Source organism: Pseudomonas fluorescens, from assembly GCF_041354075.1.
GTDB lineage: Bacteria > Pseudomonadota > Gammaproteobacteria > Pseudomonadales > Pseudomonadaceae > Aquipseudomonas > Aquipseudomonas fluorescens_CE.
In genome coordinates this window covers 100,051-115,740 of sequence record NZ_JARZGC010000014.1, presented here as the reverse complement: position 1 = coordinate 115,740, position 15,690 = coordinate 100,051, and the positions used below count along the sequence as shown (strand labels likewise).

16 protein-coding genes and 2 pseudogenes are annotated in these 15,690 nt (G+C 61.5%); 6 read left to right on the top strand and 12 right to left on the bottom strand.

Going from position 1 to position 15,690, the window contains the following annotated elements; genetic code table 11:
- Positions 1-247: 247 nt before the first annotated feature.
- On the top strand, positions 248-1,162 hold the full coding sequence (locus QIW53_RS18495) for a LysR family transcriptional regulator (protein ID WP_371051067.1): 915 nt from the start codon (positions 248-250) through the stop codon (positions 1,160-1,162).
- A gap of 93 nt (positions 1,163-1,255) precedes the next feature.
- On the top strand, positions 1,256-1,585 hold the full coding sequence (locus tag QIW53_RS18490) for a DHCW motif cupin fold protein (RefSeq protein WP_371051066.1): 330 nt from the start codon (positions 1,256-1,258) through the stop codon (positions 1,583-1,585).
- Between the two features lie 193 nt (positions 1,586-1,778).
- Here the strand turns inward: QIW53_RS18490 and QIW53_RS18485 are convergent.
- The 4 genes and pseudogenes from QIW53_RS18485 to QIW53_RS18470 form a co-directional block, all read right to left on the bottom strand.
- Positions 1,779-1,970 (bottom strand): annotated as a pseudogene (locus tag QIW53_RS18485) (hypothetical protein); the annotation flags it as partial.
- Positions 1,971-1,990: 20 nt separating this feature from the next.
- Entirely contained in the window at positions 1,991-2,209 is a 219-nt protein-coding gene (locus QIW53_RS18480) for a hypothetical protein (RefSeq protein ID WP_371051065.1), read from the bottom strand.
- 106 nt (positions 2,210-2,315) lie between these two features.
- Positions 2,316-2,852, bottom strand: a complete 537-nt coding sequence (locus QIW53_RS18475) for a hypothetical protein (RefSeq protein WP_371051064.1) — start codon at positions 2,850-2,852, stop codon at positions 2,316-2,318.
- Positions 2,853-3,030: 178 nt separating this feature from the next.
- Positions 3,031-3,876, bottom strand: a complete 846-nt coding sequence (locus QIW53_RS18470; protein ID WP_371051063.1) for an alpha/beta fold hydrolase — start codon at positions 3,874-3,876, stop codon at positions 3,031-3,033.
- A gap of 105 nt (positions 3,877-3,981) precedes the next feature.
- Between QIW53_RS18470 and QIW53_RS18465 the strand changes: the two are divergent.
- Positions 3,982-4,956 (top strand): annotated as a pseudogene (locus QIW53_RS18465) (GlxA family transcriptional regulator).
- A 114-nt stretch (positions 4,957-5,070) separates the two neighbouring features.
- Here QIW53_RS18465 and QIW53_RS18460 read toward each other — a convergent pair.
- The 5 genes from QIW53_RS18460 to QIW53_RS18440 all read right to left on the bottom strand — a co-directional run bounded on the left by QIW53_RS18460 (position 5,071) and on the right by QIW53_RS18440 (position 9,201).
- The gene (locus QIW53_RS18460) at positions 5,071-5,853 is read right to left on the bottom strand and encodes an ABC transporter substrate-binding protein (protein WP_371051062.1); all 783 of its coding nucleotides are present in this window, start codon (positions 5,851-5,853) and stop codon (positions 5,071-5,073) included.
- 158 nt (positions 5,854-6,011) lie between these two features.
- On the bottom strand, positions 6,012-6,365 hold the full coding sequence (locus QIW53_RS18455) for a RidA family protein (RefSeq protein WP_371051061.1): 354 nt from the start codon (positions 6,363-6,365) through the stop codon (positions 6,012-6,014).
- Positions 6,362-7,762, bottom strand: a complete 1,401-nt coding sequence (locus tag QIW53_RS18450; RefSeq protein ID WP_371051059.1) for an FAD-dependent oxidoreductase — start codon at positions 7,760-7,762, stop codon at positions 6,362-6,364. Before QIW53_RS18450 ends, QIW53_RS18455 begins: the two co-directional genes overlap by 4 nt.
- Positions 7,755-8,087 (bottom strand): (2Fe-2S)-binding protein, encoded by a 333-nt coding sequence (locus QIW53_RS18445; RefSeq protein WP_371051057.1) that lies wholly within the window; start codon positions 8,085-8,087, stop codon positions 7,755-7,757. The genes QIW53_RS18450 and QIW53_RS18445 overlap by 8 nt, the downstream gene beginning before the upstream one ends.
- Positions 8,077-9,201, bottom strand: a complete 1,125-nt coding sequence (locus QIW53_RS18440; RefSeq protein WP_371051056.1) for an NAD(P)/FAD-dependent oxidoreductase — start codon at positions 9,199-9,201, stop codon at positions 8,077-8,079. Before QIW53_RS18440 ends, QIW53_RS18445 begins: the two co-directional genes overlap by 11 nt.
- Positions 9,202-9,368: 167 nt before the next feature.
- Between QIW53_RS18440 and QIW53_RS18435 the strand changes: the two genes are divergently transcribed.
- Together QIW53_RS18435 and QIW53_RS18430 are read left to right on the top strand one after the other, a co-directional pair.
- Complete coding sequence (locus QIW53_RS18435; RefSeq protein WP_371051055.1) at positions 9,369-10,274, top strand: LysR substrate-binding domain-containing protein; 906 nt, start codon at positions 9,369-9,371, stop codon at positions 10,272-10,274.
- 91 nt (positions 10,275-10,365) lie between these two features.
- Complete coding sequence (locus QIW53_RS18430; protein ID WP_371051054.1) at positions 10,366-11,940, top strand: sensor domain-containing diguanylate cyclase; 1,575 nt, start codon at positions 10,366-10,368, stop codon at positions 11,938-11,940.
- Here QIW53_RS18430 and QIW53_RS18425 read toward each other — a convergent pair.
- The 3 genes from QIW53_RS18425 to QIW53_RS18415 form a co-directional block, all read right to left on the bottom strand.
- Positions 11,937-12,869, bottom strand: coding sequence for a S66 peptidase family protein (locus QIW53_RS18425; protein WP_371051053.1), 933 nt, complete (start codon positions 12,867-12,869; stop codon positions 11,937-11,939). The two genes, QIW53_RS18430 and QIW53_RS18425, sit on opposite strands and share 4 nt — an antisense overlap.
- A 108-nt stretch (positions 12,870-12,977) precedes the next feature.
- Entirely contained in the window at positions 12,978-13,598 is a 621-nt protein-coding gene (locus tag QIW53_RS18420) for an FMN-dependent NADH-azoreductase (RefSeq protein WP_371051052.1), read from the bottom strand.
- The gene (locus tag QIW53_RS18415; protein ID WP_371051051.1) at positions 13,595-14,050 is read right to left on the bottom strand and encodes a GNAT family N-acetyltransferase; all 456 of its coding nucleotides are present in this window, start codon (positions 14,048-14,050) and stop codon (positions 13,595-13,597) included. Before QIW53_RS18415 ends, QIW53_RS18420 begins: the two co-directional genes overlap by 4 nt.
- A 118-nt stretch (positions 14,051-14,168) precedes the next feature.
- On the opposite strand from QIW53_RS18415, the gene pdxR reads away from it, so the two are divergent.
- Positions 14,169-15,668: a MocR-like pyridoxine biosynthesis transcription factor PdxR gene (pdxR, locus tag QIW53_RS18410; RefSeq protein WP_371051050.1), complete on the top strand. Its 1,500-nt coding sequence runs from the start codon at positions 14,169-14,171 to the stop codon at positions 15,666-15,668.
- The last annotated feature ends 22 nt before the right edge of the window (positions 15,669-15,690 follow it).

Sequence of the window (15,690 nt, the reverse complement as noted above, 5' to 3'; positions counted from 1 at the left end):
CTCTAATGCCCTGAACTCTATCCGGGCTTTCGACCCAAGACCATCAGTGGCTATTAATAGTCGACATGCCTGTCATTAATTCCGCAGAGCGGCGACTTCGTCAAATGTCGTAAGAAATGGATAAAGCCATCGAAGGAAAATTCAATTACTCGGTGCAGAGTAGCAGCCTTTCCCCGTAATATTCGTGCTGGCCATTGTTCTCATATGGCCGCTCTCGTCAAGCTTGATGACTCTGCCAGGACTCCAGATGAATCGTAATGACCTGCGTCGTGTCGACCTGAACCTGTTGATCGTGTTCGAAACACTGATGCATGAACGCAGCGTGACCCGCGCGGCGGAGAAGCTGTTCCTCGGCCAGCCGGCCATCAGCGCCGCGCTCTCGCGCCTGCGCGGGCTGTTCGACGACCCGTTGTTCGTGCGCACCGGCCGCAGCATGGAGCCTTCGGCCCGGGCGGTGGAGATCTTCGCCCTGCTCTCGCCTGCGCTCGACTCCATTTCCACGGCCGTCAGCCGCGCCGCCGATTTCGACCCGGCCACCAGCACCACGGTGTTCCGCATCGGCTTGTCGGACGATGTCGAGTTCGCCTTGCTGCCCATGCTGCTCAAACGCCTGCGCGCCGAATCGCCCGGCATCGTCCTGGTGATTCGACGGGTCAACTACATCCTGATACCGGGATTGCTGGCCTCCGGCGAGATTTCCATCGGCGTCAGCTACACCACCGACCTGCCGGCCAACGCCAAGCGCAAAGTGTTGCGCCGCAGCCTGCCCAAGTTATTGCGCGCCGACAGCGTACCCGGCCCCTTGAGTCTGGACGACTTCTGCGCCCGCCCCCATGCGCTGGTGTCGTTCGCCGGTGACCTCAGCGGCTTCATCGACGAGGAACTGGAAAAACTCGGGCGCAAACGCCATGTCGTGCTGGCCGTGCCCCAGTTCAACGGCCTGGGCACCCTGCTAACCGGCACCGATATCGTCGCCACCGTGCCGGACTACACCGCCGAAGCCCTGACTGCAGCGGGCGGCCTGCGCGCCGAAGACCCGCCATTGCCGACCCGCAGCTTTGAACTGCACATGGCGTGGCGGGGTTCGCAGGACAACGATCCTGGGGAGCGCTGGTTGAGGTCGCGGATTCAGATGTTTTTTGGGGATCCGGACAGCCTCTGACATCCTGTATGCCCCGATCCAAAGCCATCTGTATCTTTCGGCAGAGACCTCAGGTCGGTAGGCTTCGGTTCCCCCTGAATGACTGAGGCGGTCATGGAACTGACAGCGATTCCCTTTGGTACTACCGACTGGTCAAAAATCGACCCCATCGCTCATCCGGGAGAAACCGGTACGGCCTACTGGCGTACCTGCCAGTTCGGGACAATCCGGGTTCGTATGGTGGAGTACACGCCGGGTTATCTGGCCGATCATTGGTGCCGCAAGGGCCATATCCTGCTCTGCCTAGAAGGTCAACTGGAGACCGAGCTGGAAGATGGCCGTGTATTCACCCTGCAGGCAGGCATGAGCTATCAGGTAGGCGACAATGCGGAGGCACATCGTTCATCAACGGTTGTCGGGGCCAGATTGTTCATCGTGGACTGACTCGCTGGAGCGGACTTGTCCCGGGCGGCGTTCCGACGATGGTTGTTAACGATGACGTTCGCGGCCAGACACCAGCGGTGTCTGGCTAATTCTCGCGGGCAAGCTCGCTCCTGCAAGGTGTGGCGGCGCGTGGTCAACGTCCGTTCATTTGCGGGTCGTCATCCGGGTCATCGGCAGCGCCGGTCGTGCCGGCCTCGGGGTGTTCAGTCGACACCGAGTCAGCGGCTTCGACATCCGACATGTCTTCCTCAACGCCCGCATCGTCATCGGCCTCCAGCGGGATCTCGTACTCATTGAGTAAAGGATCATGACCGGTCTCGTTATCGGTCGTGCGGGTCACCTCTTGCTGAGAGCGATTGCCCGGTGCGTTTTCGTCAATGTCCATGGGGTTCTCCTTATCGATAGTTATCGTCTGTCGTCAGACAGCGGTGTCTGCTCGTCGGCCTCGGGAGTCACGCGCTCGGCGGGATCTCGCCGATCCTCCGGACGATCACTCGACGGACTCTTCAACGGGTCGTATTTATCGGGATCGTCCGGATCAAGCGTCGGCTCATCCGTGCCGGGTTCAGGCTTGGATGGCACGGAGCCTTGCGGCTGGTCCTGGAAACTCGAATCGGTAGACATAACCACCTCACCTCTAAGCCCGGACGATCCGGGTCGTACTGTTTTGAAGGCGGCCAACGCGCAAGGTGCGTTCGAATGGATGAACGGACATGAACGCCTGGCCGGCTCAGGCCCCCGGGTTCGTCACTTGAATAAACACCGCCCAAACGCCCAGCAACACCCAGAACGTGGCAAAGATCCAGGGCGTGCGCACCGAAAACAGCAAGGCCTTCTTGTACCCCTTGTGCGTGGATTCGCGCTCCGTGAACAGCGGTGATTCGTCATACGCCAGGCCCATCACCGGCTCGCTGCGCAGCAATTCGCTCTGCTTGAAATACCAATGGTCGATGATGTCGTAGGCCGCACGTATGCCCGGCCAGGCGTTGAGCGAACTGAGCACGCCCAGCAGCGCGAGAAACGGCGGCACGACGAGCGTGAACAGCTTGCCCCATTCCGGATTGAGGTTGGCCATGCAGGACGCGAACGCAATCACCAGAAAGGATTGAGCGGCAAGATAGGCATCCGTGCGGTTGGCCAGGATGGTGGTTTCGTAGTGAATTTCCTTTCTGTAGAAATCCAGGCGTTCCTTGGGCGAGCCGAACATGCGGGCGTTCTGTTCGGTCAATTCGCTATCGCTGGTTTGCGAAGTCAGTATTCTGGGCACGACAGGGACCTCCTGCGGTGCGGACACTCGATATTCATGGCGCTGCGGTGCATGTCACCCTCCTCTGTCAACAGAATTTAGGTGGGTGACGTCGCCACAGGTTCAATGATTTGGATGGTTGACCGATAGCGCCGTTGCTGCTGCCGCAGTGATCGTCATCCCGCGTGGCTCCCGCACCTCAGTCGCCAACGAACGCCGCGATATGCCGGGCGGCAGCCACGGGGTATTGCATATGGGGACCATGGCCGGTACGCGGGAATGTCACCAGTTGCAGTGTGGGCAACTGACCGCTGAGGGCGTACCAGTTCTCCACCGGAAAGGCGATGTCGTGGTCGGCCCCCAGGTGCAGGATGGGGATGCTCGTGCTTTTGAGCACCTGCAAGACCGCGTCTGCCGGGAACATCGGATTCTTCGGCCCCTGGCCCAGTTGCTGCCCCGCCCACTGCACCGGTACTTCGGGGCTGCGCCCCTGCTTGCGCAACGCCAGCCGAAGGCCAGCCTGTTCAGCGCTGCTGCGGCTTTGCGCCTGCGAAGGCTCGAAGAACAGGCTGACGAAGTCGTCGAAGTCGTTCTCGCGGTGGGCCAGTTCGTGGAACAGCGGATCTCCGGTCTTGACCAGTTGGCCCGGCGGTGTGGTTGCCAGGAGGATCGCGTGACTGACCAACTGAGGAGCCATGGCCAGTACCACCTGTGCCGCCATGCCGCCCAGGGACCAGCCGCCAATGACCACCCGACCAAGGCCCAGCGCCTGGATCAGATCGATCGCGTCCTTGGCCAATGACGCCGGGTTGTAACTCGGCTCGCCGGTTGAATGCCCCAAACCGCTATAGTCGAACACCGTCACCTGAAAGCCCCGGCTTGCCAGGTTATCCAGAAACAGCGGGTCCCAGTCGTCCATGGTGCCGCGAAAGCGCACCATCAGCAGCAATGGGCGCCCATTGCCAAAGGTGCGATAGGCCAGGGTTCGCCCCGCGCTTTCGATGAATTGCGTAGTGGCGGCAAGGCTGAGCGAAGAATCGGTCATGGCGGTGATTTCCTGGTGAGCGGCAGGCCATCATCGTGCCGCCCGTTGACCGCAAAACAAACGACATATAGGGTCGTGATTCCAGACATCAGGCGATATGCGGACATGCATCGAATTGGCTACCTGCTGACAGAAGGCTTCCAGGTGATGGCACTGGGCACCCAGACGGTGTTCGAGTTCGCCAATGTGGTCGCCAAGGAGCAGGTCTATCACCTGACCAACTACTCCATCGAAGGTGGCCAGGTACGTTCCTCGGTCGGCGCCATCGTCGAGACCGAGCGGGCCGACGAGCATGCCAGCGCCGATACCTGGATGGTTTCCGGCGTGGTCAACCCGCTGGTAAAGAGCGCCAGCGAGGCACAGTTGCAATTCCTGCGCAGCATTGCCGGGCGCAGCCGACGCACCGTCGGCCTGTGTACTGGCTCGTTCGTGCTGGCCGAGGCCGGGCTGCTCGATGGTCGGCACGTGACGACCCACTGGGCCTACGCCGAAGCCATGCGCGAGCAATTTCCCACCGCGCGGGTGGATGTGGACAGAATCTTCATCGAGGACCGGGGTGTCTGGACATCGGCGGGGCTCACGGCAGCGATGGACCTGGCCCTGGGGATCGTCGAAAGCGACCTTGGCCCGGAACTGGCGAACAAGGTCGCCAGGGTGCTGGTGATGTATCACCGGCGCAGCGGCGGTCAATCGTAGCATTCGCAGATGCTGGCACTGGCCCCCAAGTCGGACCGGGTACAAACCGCCCTCGAATACGCCCGCGCCCACCTGACCGGCGACCTGACCGTGGAAACCCTGGCCGCCATCGTGCACTTGAGCCCCCGTCAATTCACCCGCGTCTTTCTTGCCGAAACCGGCCTGTCGCCGGCCAAGGCCGTTGAACAACTGCGCGTGGAGTCCGCCAGGTACATGATCGAACGTGGGCGACATTCCCTGGAAGTGGTTTCCAGGGAGACCGGTTTTCGTGATCGACGGCACCTGCGCGAAGTCTTCATTCGCACCCTCGGCGTGTCGCCACAGTCACTGCGCCAGGACGCCCGCAAAGACGCTCGCGGTGCTGAAGAGGATTCGCCAGTCTAAGGTGCAGTGGCACCCACATCGCCAGCGCGGAGAAAAGCCTTGGTGTGCATCCCGCCTCCAGATCAAAAAAGAACGGCACACCGGTTCAAGCCGGCGTGCCGAAGGAAGTCATGCTCAATCGCCGTAAATGTCGAAGTCGAAGTACTTCTGGCGAATTCTGTCGTAGGTGCCATCGGCCCGGATCGCCGCCAGGGCCTGGCTGAAGCGGCCCGCGAGCGGATCGTTCTTGCGCACGGCAATGCCGATGCCGGTGCCGAAGAATTGCTCTTCGGTGAAGTTGGGGCCGACGAACTCGTAATCCTTGCCTTCCGGGCGCTTGAGCAGGCTTTCATCGATCACCACCGAACTGGCCATGGTCGCGTCGAGGCGCCCGCCCAAAAGGTCGAGGAAGATTTCGTTCTGCGAGCCGTAGCGCACCACTTCAGCACCCGCCGGGGCGAATTTCTCGGTGACGTAGCGATCGAAGTTGGTCGCGCGCTGCACGCCAATGCGCTTGCCCTTGAGTTGCGCCGGAATGTCGCTGATGCCGCTGCCCTTCTTGAACACCAGGCGTGCCGGAATCCGGTAGTAGCGATCGCTGAAGTCCACCGATTTGAGGCGTTCCGGAGTCATGGACATCGAAGAGATCACCGCGTCGACTTTCTTCACCTTGAGCGCCGGAATCAGGCCGTCGAATTCTTGCTCCTTCCACTCGCACTGGACTTTCATTTGCGCGCACAAGGCCTGGCCGATGTCGTAGTCGAAACCGACGATCTGGTTATCGGGGGTTTTCGACGCGAACGGCGGATAAGCCGCTTCGATGCCCAGGCGCAGCGGCTGCTCTGCCGCGTGCAGGTGGCCGGCCAATGCCAGCAGTGAGATGAAACCCGCCTTCAATACAGCATTTTTCACGTTCATTCATGGCTCCAGATGCGATGTTGTTTGTGTCGGGCGCTCCGCAAAGGAAGGCGCCCGTTATGGCAGCGGCAATGTGAACAAACGGAGATGGCGGCTCTGATGGCCCCCTGCTCCGTCGTTGCGCCAGGCAGGGCCCGGCGCAACGGGGTCGAGCAAAATCAGACGGCGGCGGTGACAATCAACTCCAACAGAATCTCGGGGTCATCGAACATCACCTGGGCGGTGGCGCGGGCCGGCGTCTGCGCGGCATCGACCCAGGCACTCCAGGTTTCATTCATACCTGCGAAATCGGCGCTCATGTCTTTCATCCAGATCTGCACGCTGAGCAGGCGGCTCTTGTCACTGCCGGACAACGCCAGCAATTGGTCCACCCGCTGCAGCACCTGGCGCGTCTGGCCACGGATGTCCTGGCTGCAATCGGCGGCGACGATGCCGCTCAGCCAGGCGACGCCGTTGTGCACGACGCTGCGGCTCAGGCGTGGGTTGCTTTCGATGCGTTGGATAAGGCTCATACAGGCTCCTGGTTCAAAGGTGTCTCGGTGGACAGTTCGGCAAGGGTGATGGGTTTGAGAGGGGATCGAATGCGGTAGTAGCCGACGTCTGCGGCCGGCACCTGGCGCTGCGCGGCAATGATTTCGGTGACGCTCAAACCACACTGGCGACCCTGGCAAGGTCCCATGCCGCAGCGCCCGAAGGCCTTGGCCTGATTGGGCCCCAGGCACCCGAGTTCGACGTATTGGCGAATCGAACCGGCGCTGACTTCTTCGCAGCGGCAGACAATCACCTCGTCGGCCGGTACGCGGTTTTGCCGCTGTGGGCGGTACAAGGCATCGATCAGCGGCCGGGCTGCTCGCTGGCGGCGCAACGCCTGGCGATGAGGTGCAGCCAGTTGCCGCGCCTGTCTCGCGTCGAGCTTTCCCGAGCGGGCGGCGATCGCCAGCCCGACCAACCGGCCTTCGATTCTCGCCACCTGTGCCCCGCCGATGGCACCGCCGTCACCGGCGATGTAAATGCCTGGCAGGCTGGTTTCACCCTGGCGGTCACGGCGGGCGATCCAGCACAATTGCTGTTTACACCAATCGTGCTCCAGGCGCAGCGACCAACTGATTTGCGTATTGGGCACCACGCCTTGATGCAGCAGAATCAGCGATGCGGGCAGGGTCCAGTCGCGGCCGCCCGTGACGAAACTCAATGCGTTCGCCTTCGCCTGCCCCTCGATGCGCAAATCCCGCGCAGCCCGAAAATGCCTCACGCCGGCGCGCTTCAGTTCGGCCAGCAGTTGCAAGCCCTTGAGCATGTCGCGCCAGCCGCGCAAGGCGCCCGGAAGAGTGCGCCAGGCATGCAGAAGATCGCCGTGGCTGCTGGTGTCCACCAGCGCTTCTATTGCAACGCCGGCGCGCAGGTATTGCACCGCCAACAGGTAAAGCAACGGTCCGCATCCGGCCAGCACCACCGGGCCTTGCGGCACCAGCGCAGCGTTTTTCAAAAGGATCTGTCCGGCACCGGCGGTCATCACGCCCGGCAAGGTCCAGCCTGGAATCGGCATCGGACGCTCGAACGCTCCGGTGGCGATCAATACCTGCCGGCCCTCGAGGATGCGTGCACGGCCCTCGATGAGAAAATGCACCTGGCGCTGCGCGGTCACCTGCCAGACGGCCGCGCCGGGCAGGTATCGGGCCGAGCTTTGCAGAAATTCCCCGACCAGAGCCGCACCCGCTGCATAGTCGTCACCCAATACCAGGCGAGTGCGTGCGTCCGCCTGCTGGATGTTGCGATAGATCTGCCCGCCCGGGCTGCCCTGTTCATCGAGGACCACCACTGACAGACCGCACTCCGCCGCCTCAAGGGCCGCACTCAGGCCCGCCGGCCCGGCGCCGATCACGATGAGATCGACCCTTTGCTCATTCATCAGTCACCTCCACATCTGCGCCCAGCACATCGCGGGCTCCGCGCTGACGCTGCACGCGCATGCCCGCTCGAACCGGCAGCAGGCAGGCCTGGCAGTTGGCTTGCCCATCGACCTCGACCAGGCACTCGAAGCACACGCCCATCATGCAAAAGGGTGCGCCGGGCCGGCCGGTGACCGCGCTTTCGCGGGTATGGGTGACGCCGCTGCCGAGCAATGCGGCCGCCAGTGACACATTGGCAGGCACTGATAACGACACGCCTTCGAATTCGATTTGCACGGTGTCGTGCGCAGGGCGAAGGGTCCGGAACAAAGGGTCAGCCAGCATGACGCACCTCCTGTTTGCCGTTGAAACGTGCCAGGCTGAACGCCGCCAGCGCCGGGTCGTCGAACTCTTCGTCAATCCACGGCGCCAGGCGCAAGGCGTGGATCGCGGCCAGGGTCACGCCGCTGTGGCAACTGACCACCACGGCCCCGGAACAGGCGGATGAGGTTTCATAAATGGGATAGCCGTCAGCGCTCATCACCCGCAGCGCCCCCCAGGCCCGAACCAGCCGCACCTGCCCCAACCGTGGGAAACAACGCACCGCACGCGCGGCGATGGTCGCCATCACCTCGCTGCCGGTACCGTCATCCAACCCGCTGGATTCATGGGAGTCCCCCAGTTGCACCGTGCCTTCGTCGGTCTGGCGCACATAGGTGGTGGGGTAATGCAGAAAAGGCTTGAGGCGTTCGGTGACCAGGATTTGTCCGCGATTGGGACTGACCGGCACCCCGATCCCCAATTGCGCGCCCAACTCGCGATTGCCGAGGCCGGCGGCCAGCACCAGGCGCCCGGCGTACCAGCGTTGGTCACCCGCGTGCAACTCGAAACCGGAGGCACGCTGGCCAATGGCGCTGACCCGATGACCGTTGATGATCCTGACCCCGCGCGCCCGGCAGGCGACGTACAGCGAACGCAGCAGCTTGAGCGGATTGACATGCCCGTCCATGGGCGAATAGCAGCCGCCCACCACGGTCGGTCCCACGCCCGGCAGACGCGCCCGCAGTTGCTCGCCATCGAGCAATTCGAAGGGATAGTCACCGTGCAGGGCGTCGCGCAACCAGAACAGCCGACGGCTTTCCTCGGCCATTTCCTCGTTACTCAGACACAGCTGGAAACCACCGGGTTGGCGCAGATGCAGGTCGATGCCGGTGTCGGCTTGCAACGCAGCGGCAAAGCGTGGCCACAACGCCACCGCTTCACGGGTCCATTGCGCATAGGGACTCATGCCGTAGCCCTTGCCCTGAACCCAGAGCAGACCGAAGTTGCCGCGGGCCGCGCGCAAGGCATCGTCGCCTTCGTCGAGGACACTGACCTGGCGACCCTGCAAAGCCAGCCCATACGCAATGGACAACCCGACCAGGCCACCGCCAACGATCATGACATCAGTTTTTTGCATGAGCTCCACTGTCGCCCTTTCAACGCCAAGCATTCCGCCACGGCGCAGGCATTTCGCCTGGATGATCTTGATGCGGTCGATGCTAAAGAGCTGACAGGTGCTTGAAAAATGCTTTATTTTGGCAAGGCCATGTCTTTTTGTTATGGCTTTTCCCGAAGGACATCACCATGAATCTTCGCCAGCTGGAGGCCTTCCGCGCCGTCATTCTTGGCCAGACCGTCACCCGCGCCGCCGAAATGCTGCACATTTCCCAACCGGCGGCGACGCGCTTGATTGCCAGTCTCGAGGAAGACATCGGCTTCAGCCTGTTCGTGCGCGCCAAGGGCCGTCTGCAACCCACCGCCGAGGCGATGACGCTGTATCAGGAAGTGCAGCGGTCACTGCTCGGCGTCGAACGCATCGCGCGTACGGCCCAGGAAATCCGCAGCCTCAAGCGCGGCTCATTGCTCATCGCCTGCGCGCCGGCCATGGGTCTTTCGTTCCTGCCCCGGGCCATCGCGGCCTTCATGGCCGAACATGAACAGGTGCAGATATCGCTGCTGGTGCTGGCATCCCGCGAAGTGGTCGACCTGGTGGTCGGCCAGCGCTGCGACCTGGGCATCATCGTCCTGCCCAACACCTACCCCAGTCCGCGAGCGGAGAAACTGCTGGCCACGCGCATGCTCTGCGCCCTGCCGGCCAACCATCGCCTGCGGAAAAAGACCACGATCCGCCCGGAAGACCTGGAAGGCGAGGCATTCATTTCCTACCCGCAATCCATCGGTTCGCGCCAGCACATCGACTCGATCTTCGCCGCTTACGGCGTGGAGCGCGAACTGCGTCTGGAAACCCAACTCTCCCTGCCCATGTGCGCCTTCGTCGAACAAGGCCTTGGCGTGGCGCTGGTCGACGCCATCAGCGCAGTCGAGTACCGAGGCAGCGGCGTGGTGTTCAGGGCGTTCGAACCGGCGATTGAAATGGATTTCAGCATGCTGCTGCCCGTCCAGGGGCCGGCGTCGAAGCTCCAGCTGGCATTTCTTGAGCACATGCAGGACTTCATCGCCCGAGAGGTGCCGCAGGACTATCGTTTCTAACTGTCTCATCGGTGGCTGAACTAGAATCAGACTTTCGCGCGCACGTCGGTCCAGTCACACGCGTGTGCGGTCAGTCGCAAAGGGAACCCAGATGCTCGGACGCAGCAAACCAGAGCCCGGAACGGATGTTTTCACCGAAGGCTCACCGTTGGAATCCGTGAGAGCCGGAGCGACCTTCCGCCTCATTGTCAGCTTCATGCTCGCGGTCATCCTGGCGTTCCTGGCCGTAGAAGGCTGGCGGACATGGCGTGACTATCGCTCGGCGTTCGCCTCCGCCCGCGACTCCGTGACCAACCTGGCGCGCGCCACGGCGCAGCATGCCGAGGACGCCATACGCCAGGTCGACGTGCTGACCACAGCGCTGGCTGAACGCGTGGAAGGCGACGGCCTGCAGAGTCTCGATGCGGCGCGCATCCACAAGTTGCTGGTCCAGCAATCGAAGATCATGCCGCAGTTGCACGGCCTGTTCATTTACGGCCCGGATGGCCAGTGGATCGTCACGGACAAGGAGGTCACGCCAGACCCGGCGAACAACGCCGACCGCGATTATTTCCAGTATCACCGCACCCACGACGATCGTAACGTGCGCGTCGGCGATGTGGTCAGGAGCCGGTCGACCCAGGACTTGATCATCCCGATTTCCCGGCGGCTGAATAACCCCGACGGTTCTTTCGCCGGCGTCCTGCTGGGCACGATCAAGGTCAGCTACTTCGTCGACTATTACGGTGACTTCAAGATCGACGACAAGGGCGCGCTGGTTCTGGCAACGCGCAGCGGGACCATCCTGGTACGCCGCCCTTTCATTGCCTCGGTCGTGGGTCAAAGCCTGGCGAACAGCGAGATCTACAAACGCTATTTACCCAACTCCGATGAAGGCATCGCCGAAGTCAGGGCTATCGTGGACGACACCGAACGCCTTTACGGCTATCGGGCATTGACCACCTACCCACTGGTGGTGGAGGCCGGGCTGTCCAGGGAGTCGATCATCGCGCCCTGGCGCCGGGACCTGATCAAAACCGGTTTGGTGCTGTTTTCGCTGATGGCGGTGTTCACCGTTTTCGGCTTGATCGTCTTGAGTCAGCTGCGTCAACGGATGGTCATTTCCAGGGAGCTGCGCCAAGCCCATCAGTCCATGCGCGAGATGGCACTGACCGACAGCCTCACGGGCTTGGGCAACCGGCGACGCCTGGACACTGCGCTGCCACATGAAATCCGCCTGGCGCAACGACAAGGGTTACCGATTTCGCTGATCATGATCGATGTCGATTACTTCAAGCGCTACAACGACCGATACGGCCATGCCGGCGGCGACGACTGCCTGAGCGCGGTCGGCGGCGCCATTCAGCAGGCAGTCAAACGACCCGGCGACCTGGCGGTCAGGTACGGCGGTGAGGAATTCACCGTGCTGCTTCCCAATACCGGAAGCGCCGGTGCCGCCCAGGTCGCTGAAGATATCTTGCGCGCCATACGATCCCTGAACATCGAGCATTCCGAGCATCCATTGGGCAAGGTCACGGCCAGTGCCGGTATCGCCACCCAGTTTCCGGGCATCGAGGATGTCACGTCGGCCAGCTTGCTCAAATCGGCAGACGCTTCCCTTTACGCCGCCAAACAAAGCGGACGCAATTGCTGGCATGCCACGGATGACGCGTACTTGCCGACTTAGAAATACCTCACATGACTTTGGTCGGCCTGAACATCGATTTCAACTTCAGCGCCCATGATCAGCGGGTAATGGTCGGGAATATGCCCTGCAGGAAAAGCGAATACCCGGGGAATGTCATATTTGGATAACACTTGACTGATCACACGATAAGCCGACTCGTCAAAGTCAGACTTGATACCGCCTATATCGCGCATGGAACCCACAATGACGCCTTTTAATTTCGCCAGGGCCCCTGCCGTTTCCAATGTCTGCATCTGCCGATCGATTCGGTAATAAGCATTTTCACCAATATCCTCGATAAACAGAATGGCGCCTTCATAGTCGAAGTCGTAGCGCGTCCCAGAGAGGGCCCCGACAATGGTTTGATTACCGCCAACCAATCGTCCCCTGGCCTTGCCCGTTTTATTCAGGGCATGGGAATTAATGGAATAGGTTGGCATTCGACCTTGCAAAATATCGAACACCTTGTCGTAGCTGGACGGAGGCGGTGCAACGCCGTTACTCAGGGTTCGCACGACATTGGGCCCATGGATCGTGGCGATGGAATGACGATTGAACAAGCTGTGCAGGTAAGTAATGTCGGAATAACCAATCAGCCACTTCGGCCTTTGGCAAATGGCATTCATCTTCAGCCCGTCCAGCAACTGCACACTTCCATACCCGCCACGAGTGGCCCAGATCGCGTCGATATCCGGGTCATCGCAGGCCCATTGCAGGTCTTCCAGTCTCTGCGCGGGTGTTCCCGCGTATGCATAATGATTGTCAAACTTTTCAAAACAGTTTCTCGACAATACAGGCACATAGCCCTGCGCTTTGATCATGGGAATAACGTGATCCAGAAAGGCTGGATTGGTCAAGTAACCTGCTGGCGACAAGATGGCTATCTTACTTCCGCGCTCAAGGGCTTTTGGCAGTTTAAAACAACTCATGGGGATTCTCTTGAAGAACAAAAAATCACCCTACCAGAACTATTAAATCTGGCACTGCCGCTTTAATAACAGGTCATTACCAGACGATTCCAAAGTTGTCTGTGTCTCTCAGGCCACCTCATTCAGATTAGCCACTTGCCCGGCAATCCAGGCCTTGCAGTGTGCAATCTGCATGGCGGTGTGTTCCGGATTGCGCAGCAGGCTGTCCAACCGGATGACCTGGATATTGGTCAGGCCGATGGTCGGCAAGACGTACTCCAGGTACGGCGTCAGGAAATCCTGCTGGGCGTAGGGACCGCTCACCGGGCCTCCGCTGGTGACGATGATGAACACGGGCCGGTCCGCCAGCAGCCCCTGCTTGCCGGTGCTGGATCGCGCGAAGGTACGCTGCGGCCGAAGAATCTGGTCGATCCACGCCTTGAGCACGGCCGGCACGCCAAAATTGTGCATGGGTGTCGAGATGACCAGCACTTTGGCCGCTTCCAGCTCTTCGATGTAGGCGTCCGACTCCCCACTGGCCGAGCGCGAATCGAGAGGCAGCAGGTTGTCCGCTGCGAACCGAGAATCGGGCACCGGCGGTGCATGGCGTCCAATATCCCGCTCGACCACCGAGAGATGACTGAATTTATGGGTGATCTGCTCGGTCAGGGCACGTCCCATGGCGGTGCTGGTCGACAATTCGGCCCGCGGGCTTGCCGTGACGTGCAACAGGTACTCAGGCGCCTTCATGCGTGATCTCCCAGCGGTTTGATAAAACGGGTAGCCAGGTTGGTCATCCCGCAGCGCGTGTAGAACCGTTGTGCATCGTGATTCACCAGGGCAGTGTCGAGCACCAGGTGGTCGCACTGCGAATCCCGCGCTATCCCCGTCAATGCGTCCAGCAATCGCTTGCCCAAACCGGCGCCGCGCAGCGTTGCATCCGTCACCAGGTCGTCCACGTAGAGAAACCTGCCGTGAATCAGGTTTTCCTGAAGGCGAAACCCGGCCAGGCCCTGAGGGACATCGTCATGCACGAGCAGCAGTACGCGGTATCCACCCGCAGCCTGGCGCTTGTAGGCGTCCAGCCATTGCCCGGGGTCAGTCAGGCGCGGCCGCAGTTGCCGAATCAAGTCGTAGGCCGCGAGTATGGCGGCGTCATTCGAGCATTCCCTGACACCCTCGACTCCATCAAAACCAGTCATGGTTCGCGTCATCTTTCAAGCCTCGGTACGTGGAAGAGGCTTTATTCTTGCCTTGAACTGGACCAAAGTATTGATCCATTTCTGCACTATCATATTGATCCACCTTCGAGTGCCGCCCGTGAAGAAAACGTCCTCCGCTCAAGTCACCTGGTCACTGACACTCGCCGCTCGCAAACCTGACGAGACATTGCAGGACTGGCTGTACAGAACCCTGAGGCAGGACATTCTCGACGGCCGTCTGGCACGCGACTTCGTCCTGCCCAGCACGCGCTTTCTTGCCGCGCAATATGGCCTGGCCCGGGGCACGGTGCAGGCGGCCTACGCCCAACTGCTAAGCGAGGGTTATCTGGTCACCTCCCAGGGCAGCGGCACCAAGGTCAGCCTGAGCTTGCCCGACGATCTGTTGGTCAAGGCCAGCCCCGCGCCGGCAGACACTGCCGCTTCCCCTGCTCCACCCCCGGTGCCGCTGACCCGTTGGGCGGCGCAACTTGTCGAACAGGAACCGGCATTTCCCCTGTCCGCGCCCTCGATCAAACCGGCGTTCGCGCCCCACACCTGCGATGTCGCGCAATTTCCTGTCGACACCTGGCGGCGCCTGCACATGCGGCACCTGGGGTCGGTGCTGCCAACGGTCCTGTCCGCTCGGCCCGCACAAGGGTTGCCCGCGTTGCGCCAAGCGATTGTCGAGCACCTGGCGATCGCCCGGGGCGTCGCCACTTCGCCGGACAATATCGTGATCGTCAGCAGCGTCCAGCAGGCACTGGATATCTGCTTGCGCCTGATCATCAATCCGGGTGACTCGGTGTGGATGGAAAACCCCGGTTACCCGGGGGCCCGGCAGATCATGCAAGGCGTTGGTGCCAACATCATCGACGTGGCGGTCGATGATGCCGGAATGGATGTGAGCGGAGGCATGCGCCTGGCGCCAGACGCGCGGCTGGCGTACGTGACACCCTGCCGCCAGGCACCCACGGGCGTGGCCTTGTCGGCGGAACGACGCCTCACGTTGCTGAGCTGGGCCAGGGAGCATGGCGCCTATCTCTTCGAGGATGACTACGACAGCGAATATCGGTTTATCGCCAAGCCGATCCCCGCGCTCAGGAGCATGCCCCAGGCAGACAGTCACGTCATCATGACCGGCACCTTCAGCAAGTTGTTGTTCCCCGCCATGGGCCTGGCATATGTCGTTCTGCCACCGCAGCTGGTTCAGGCCTTCACCCGGGCACTGTCGTTGACCTCACGCAGTGCGAACGGCCTGGCGCAGGCGGTGTTGGCGGACTTCATCTCGGAGGGGCACTTCGGCCGGCATATCCGCCGGATGCGCAAGGTGTACACCACCCGCGCCAAGGTATTCGAGGATATGGCGAAGCAGCACCTGCATGACTTTATCGAGGTCCCGCCGATTCTCGCCGGGCTGGATGTCACGGCGCGATTGAAATCCCTGTCCGAAGCGCAGGCGCTCTCTGTGCTCGACGCGGCGAACGTCGCCGCGTTTGCGCTGAGCCGCTATGGCCAGGGCCCGCACGTGCCGCCGGGGCTGGTGATGGGGTTCGCGGCCTACACGCCAGAGCAGATCACCGCGCAGATGATCGCGATTGCCCGGCAGTTGGAGAGTTGATCTCAGGCACCCCAGATTCCAG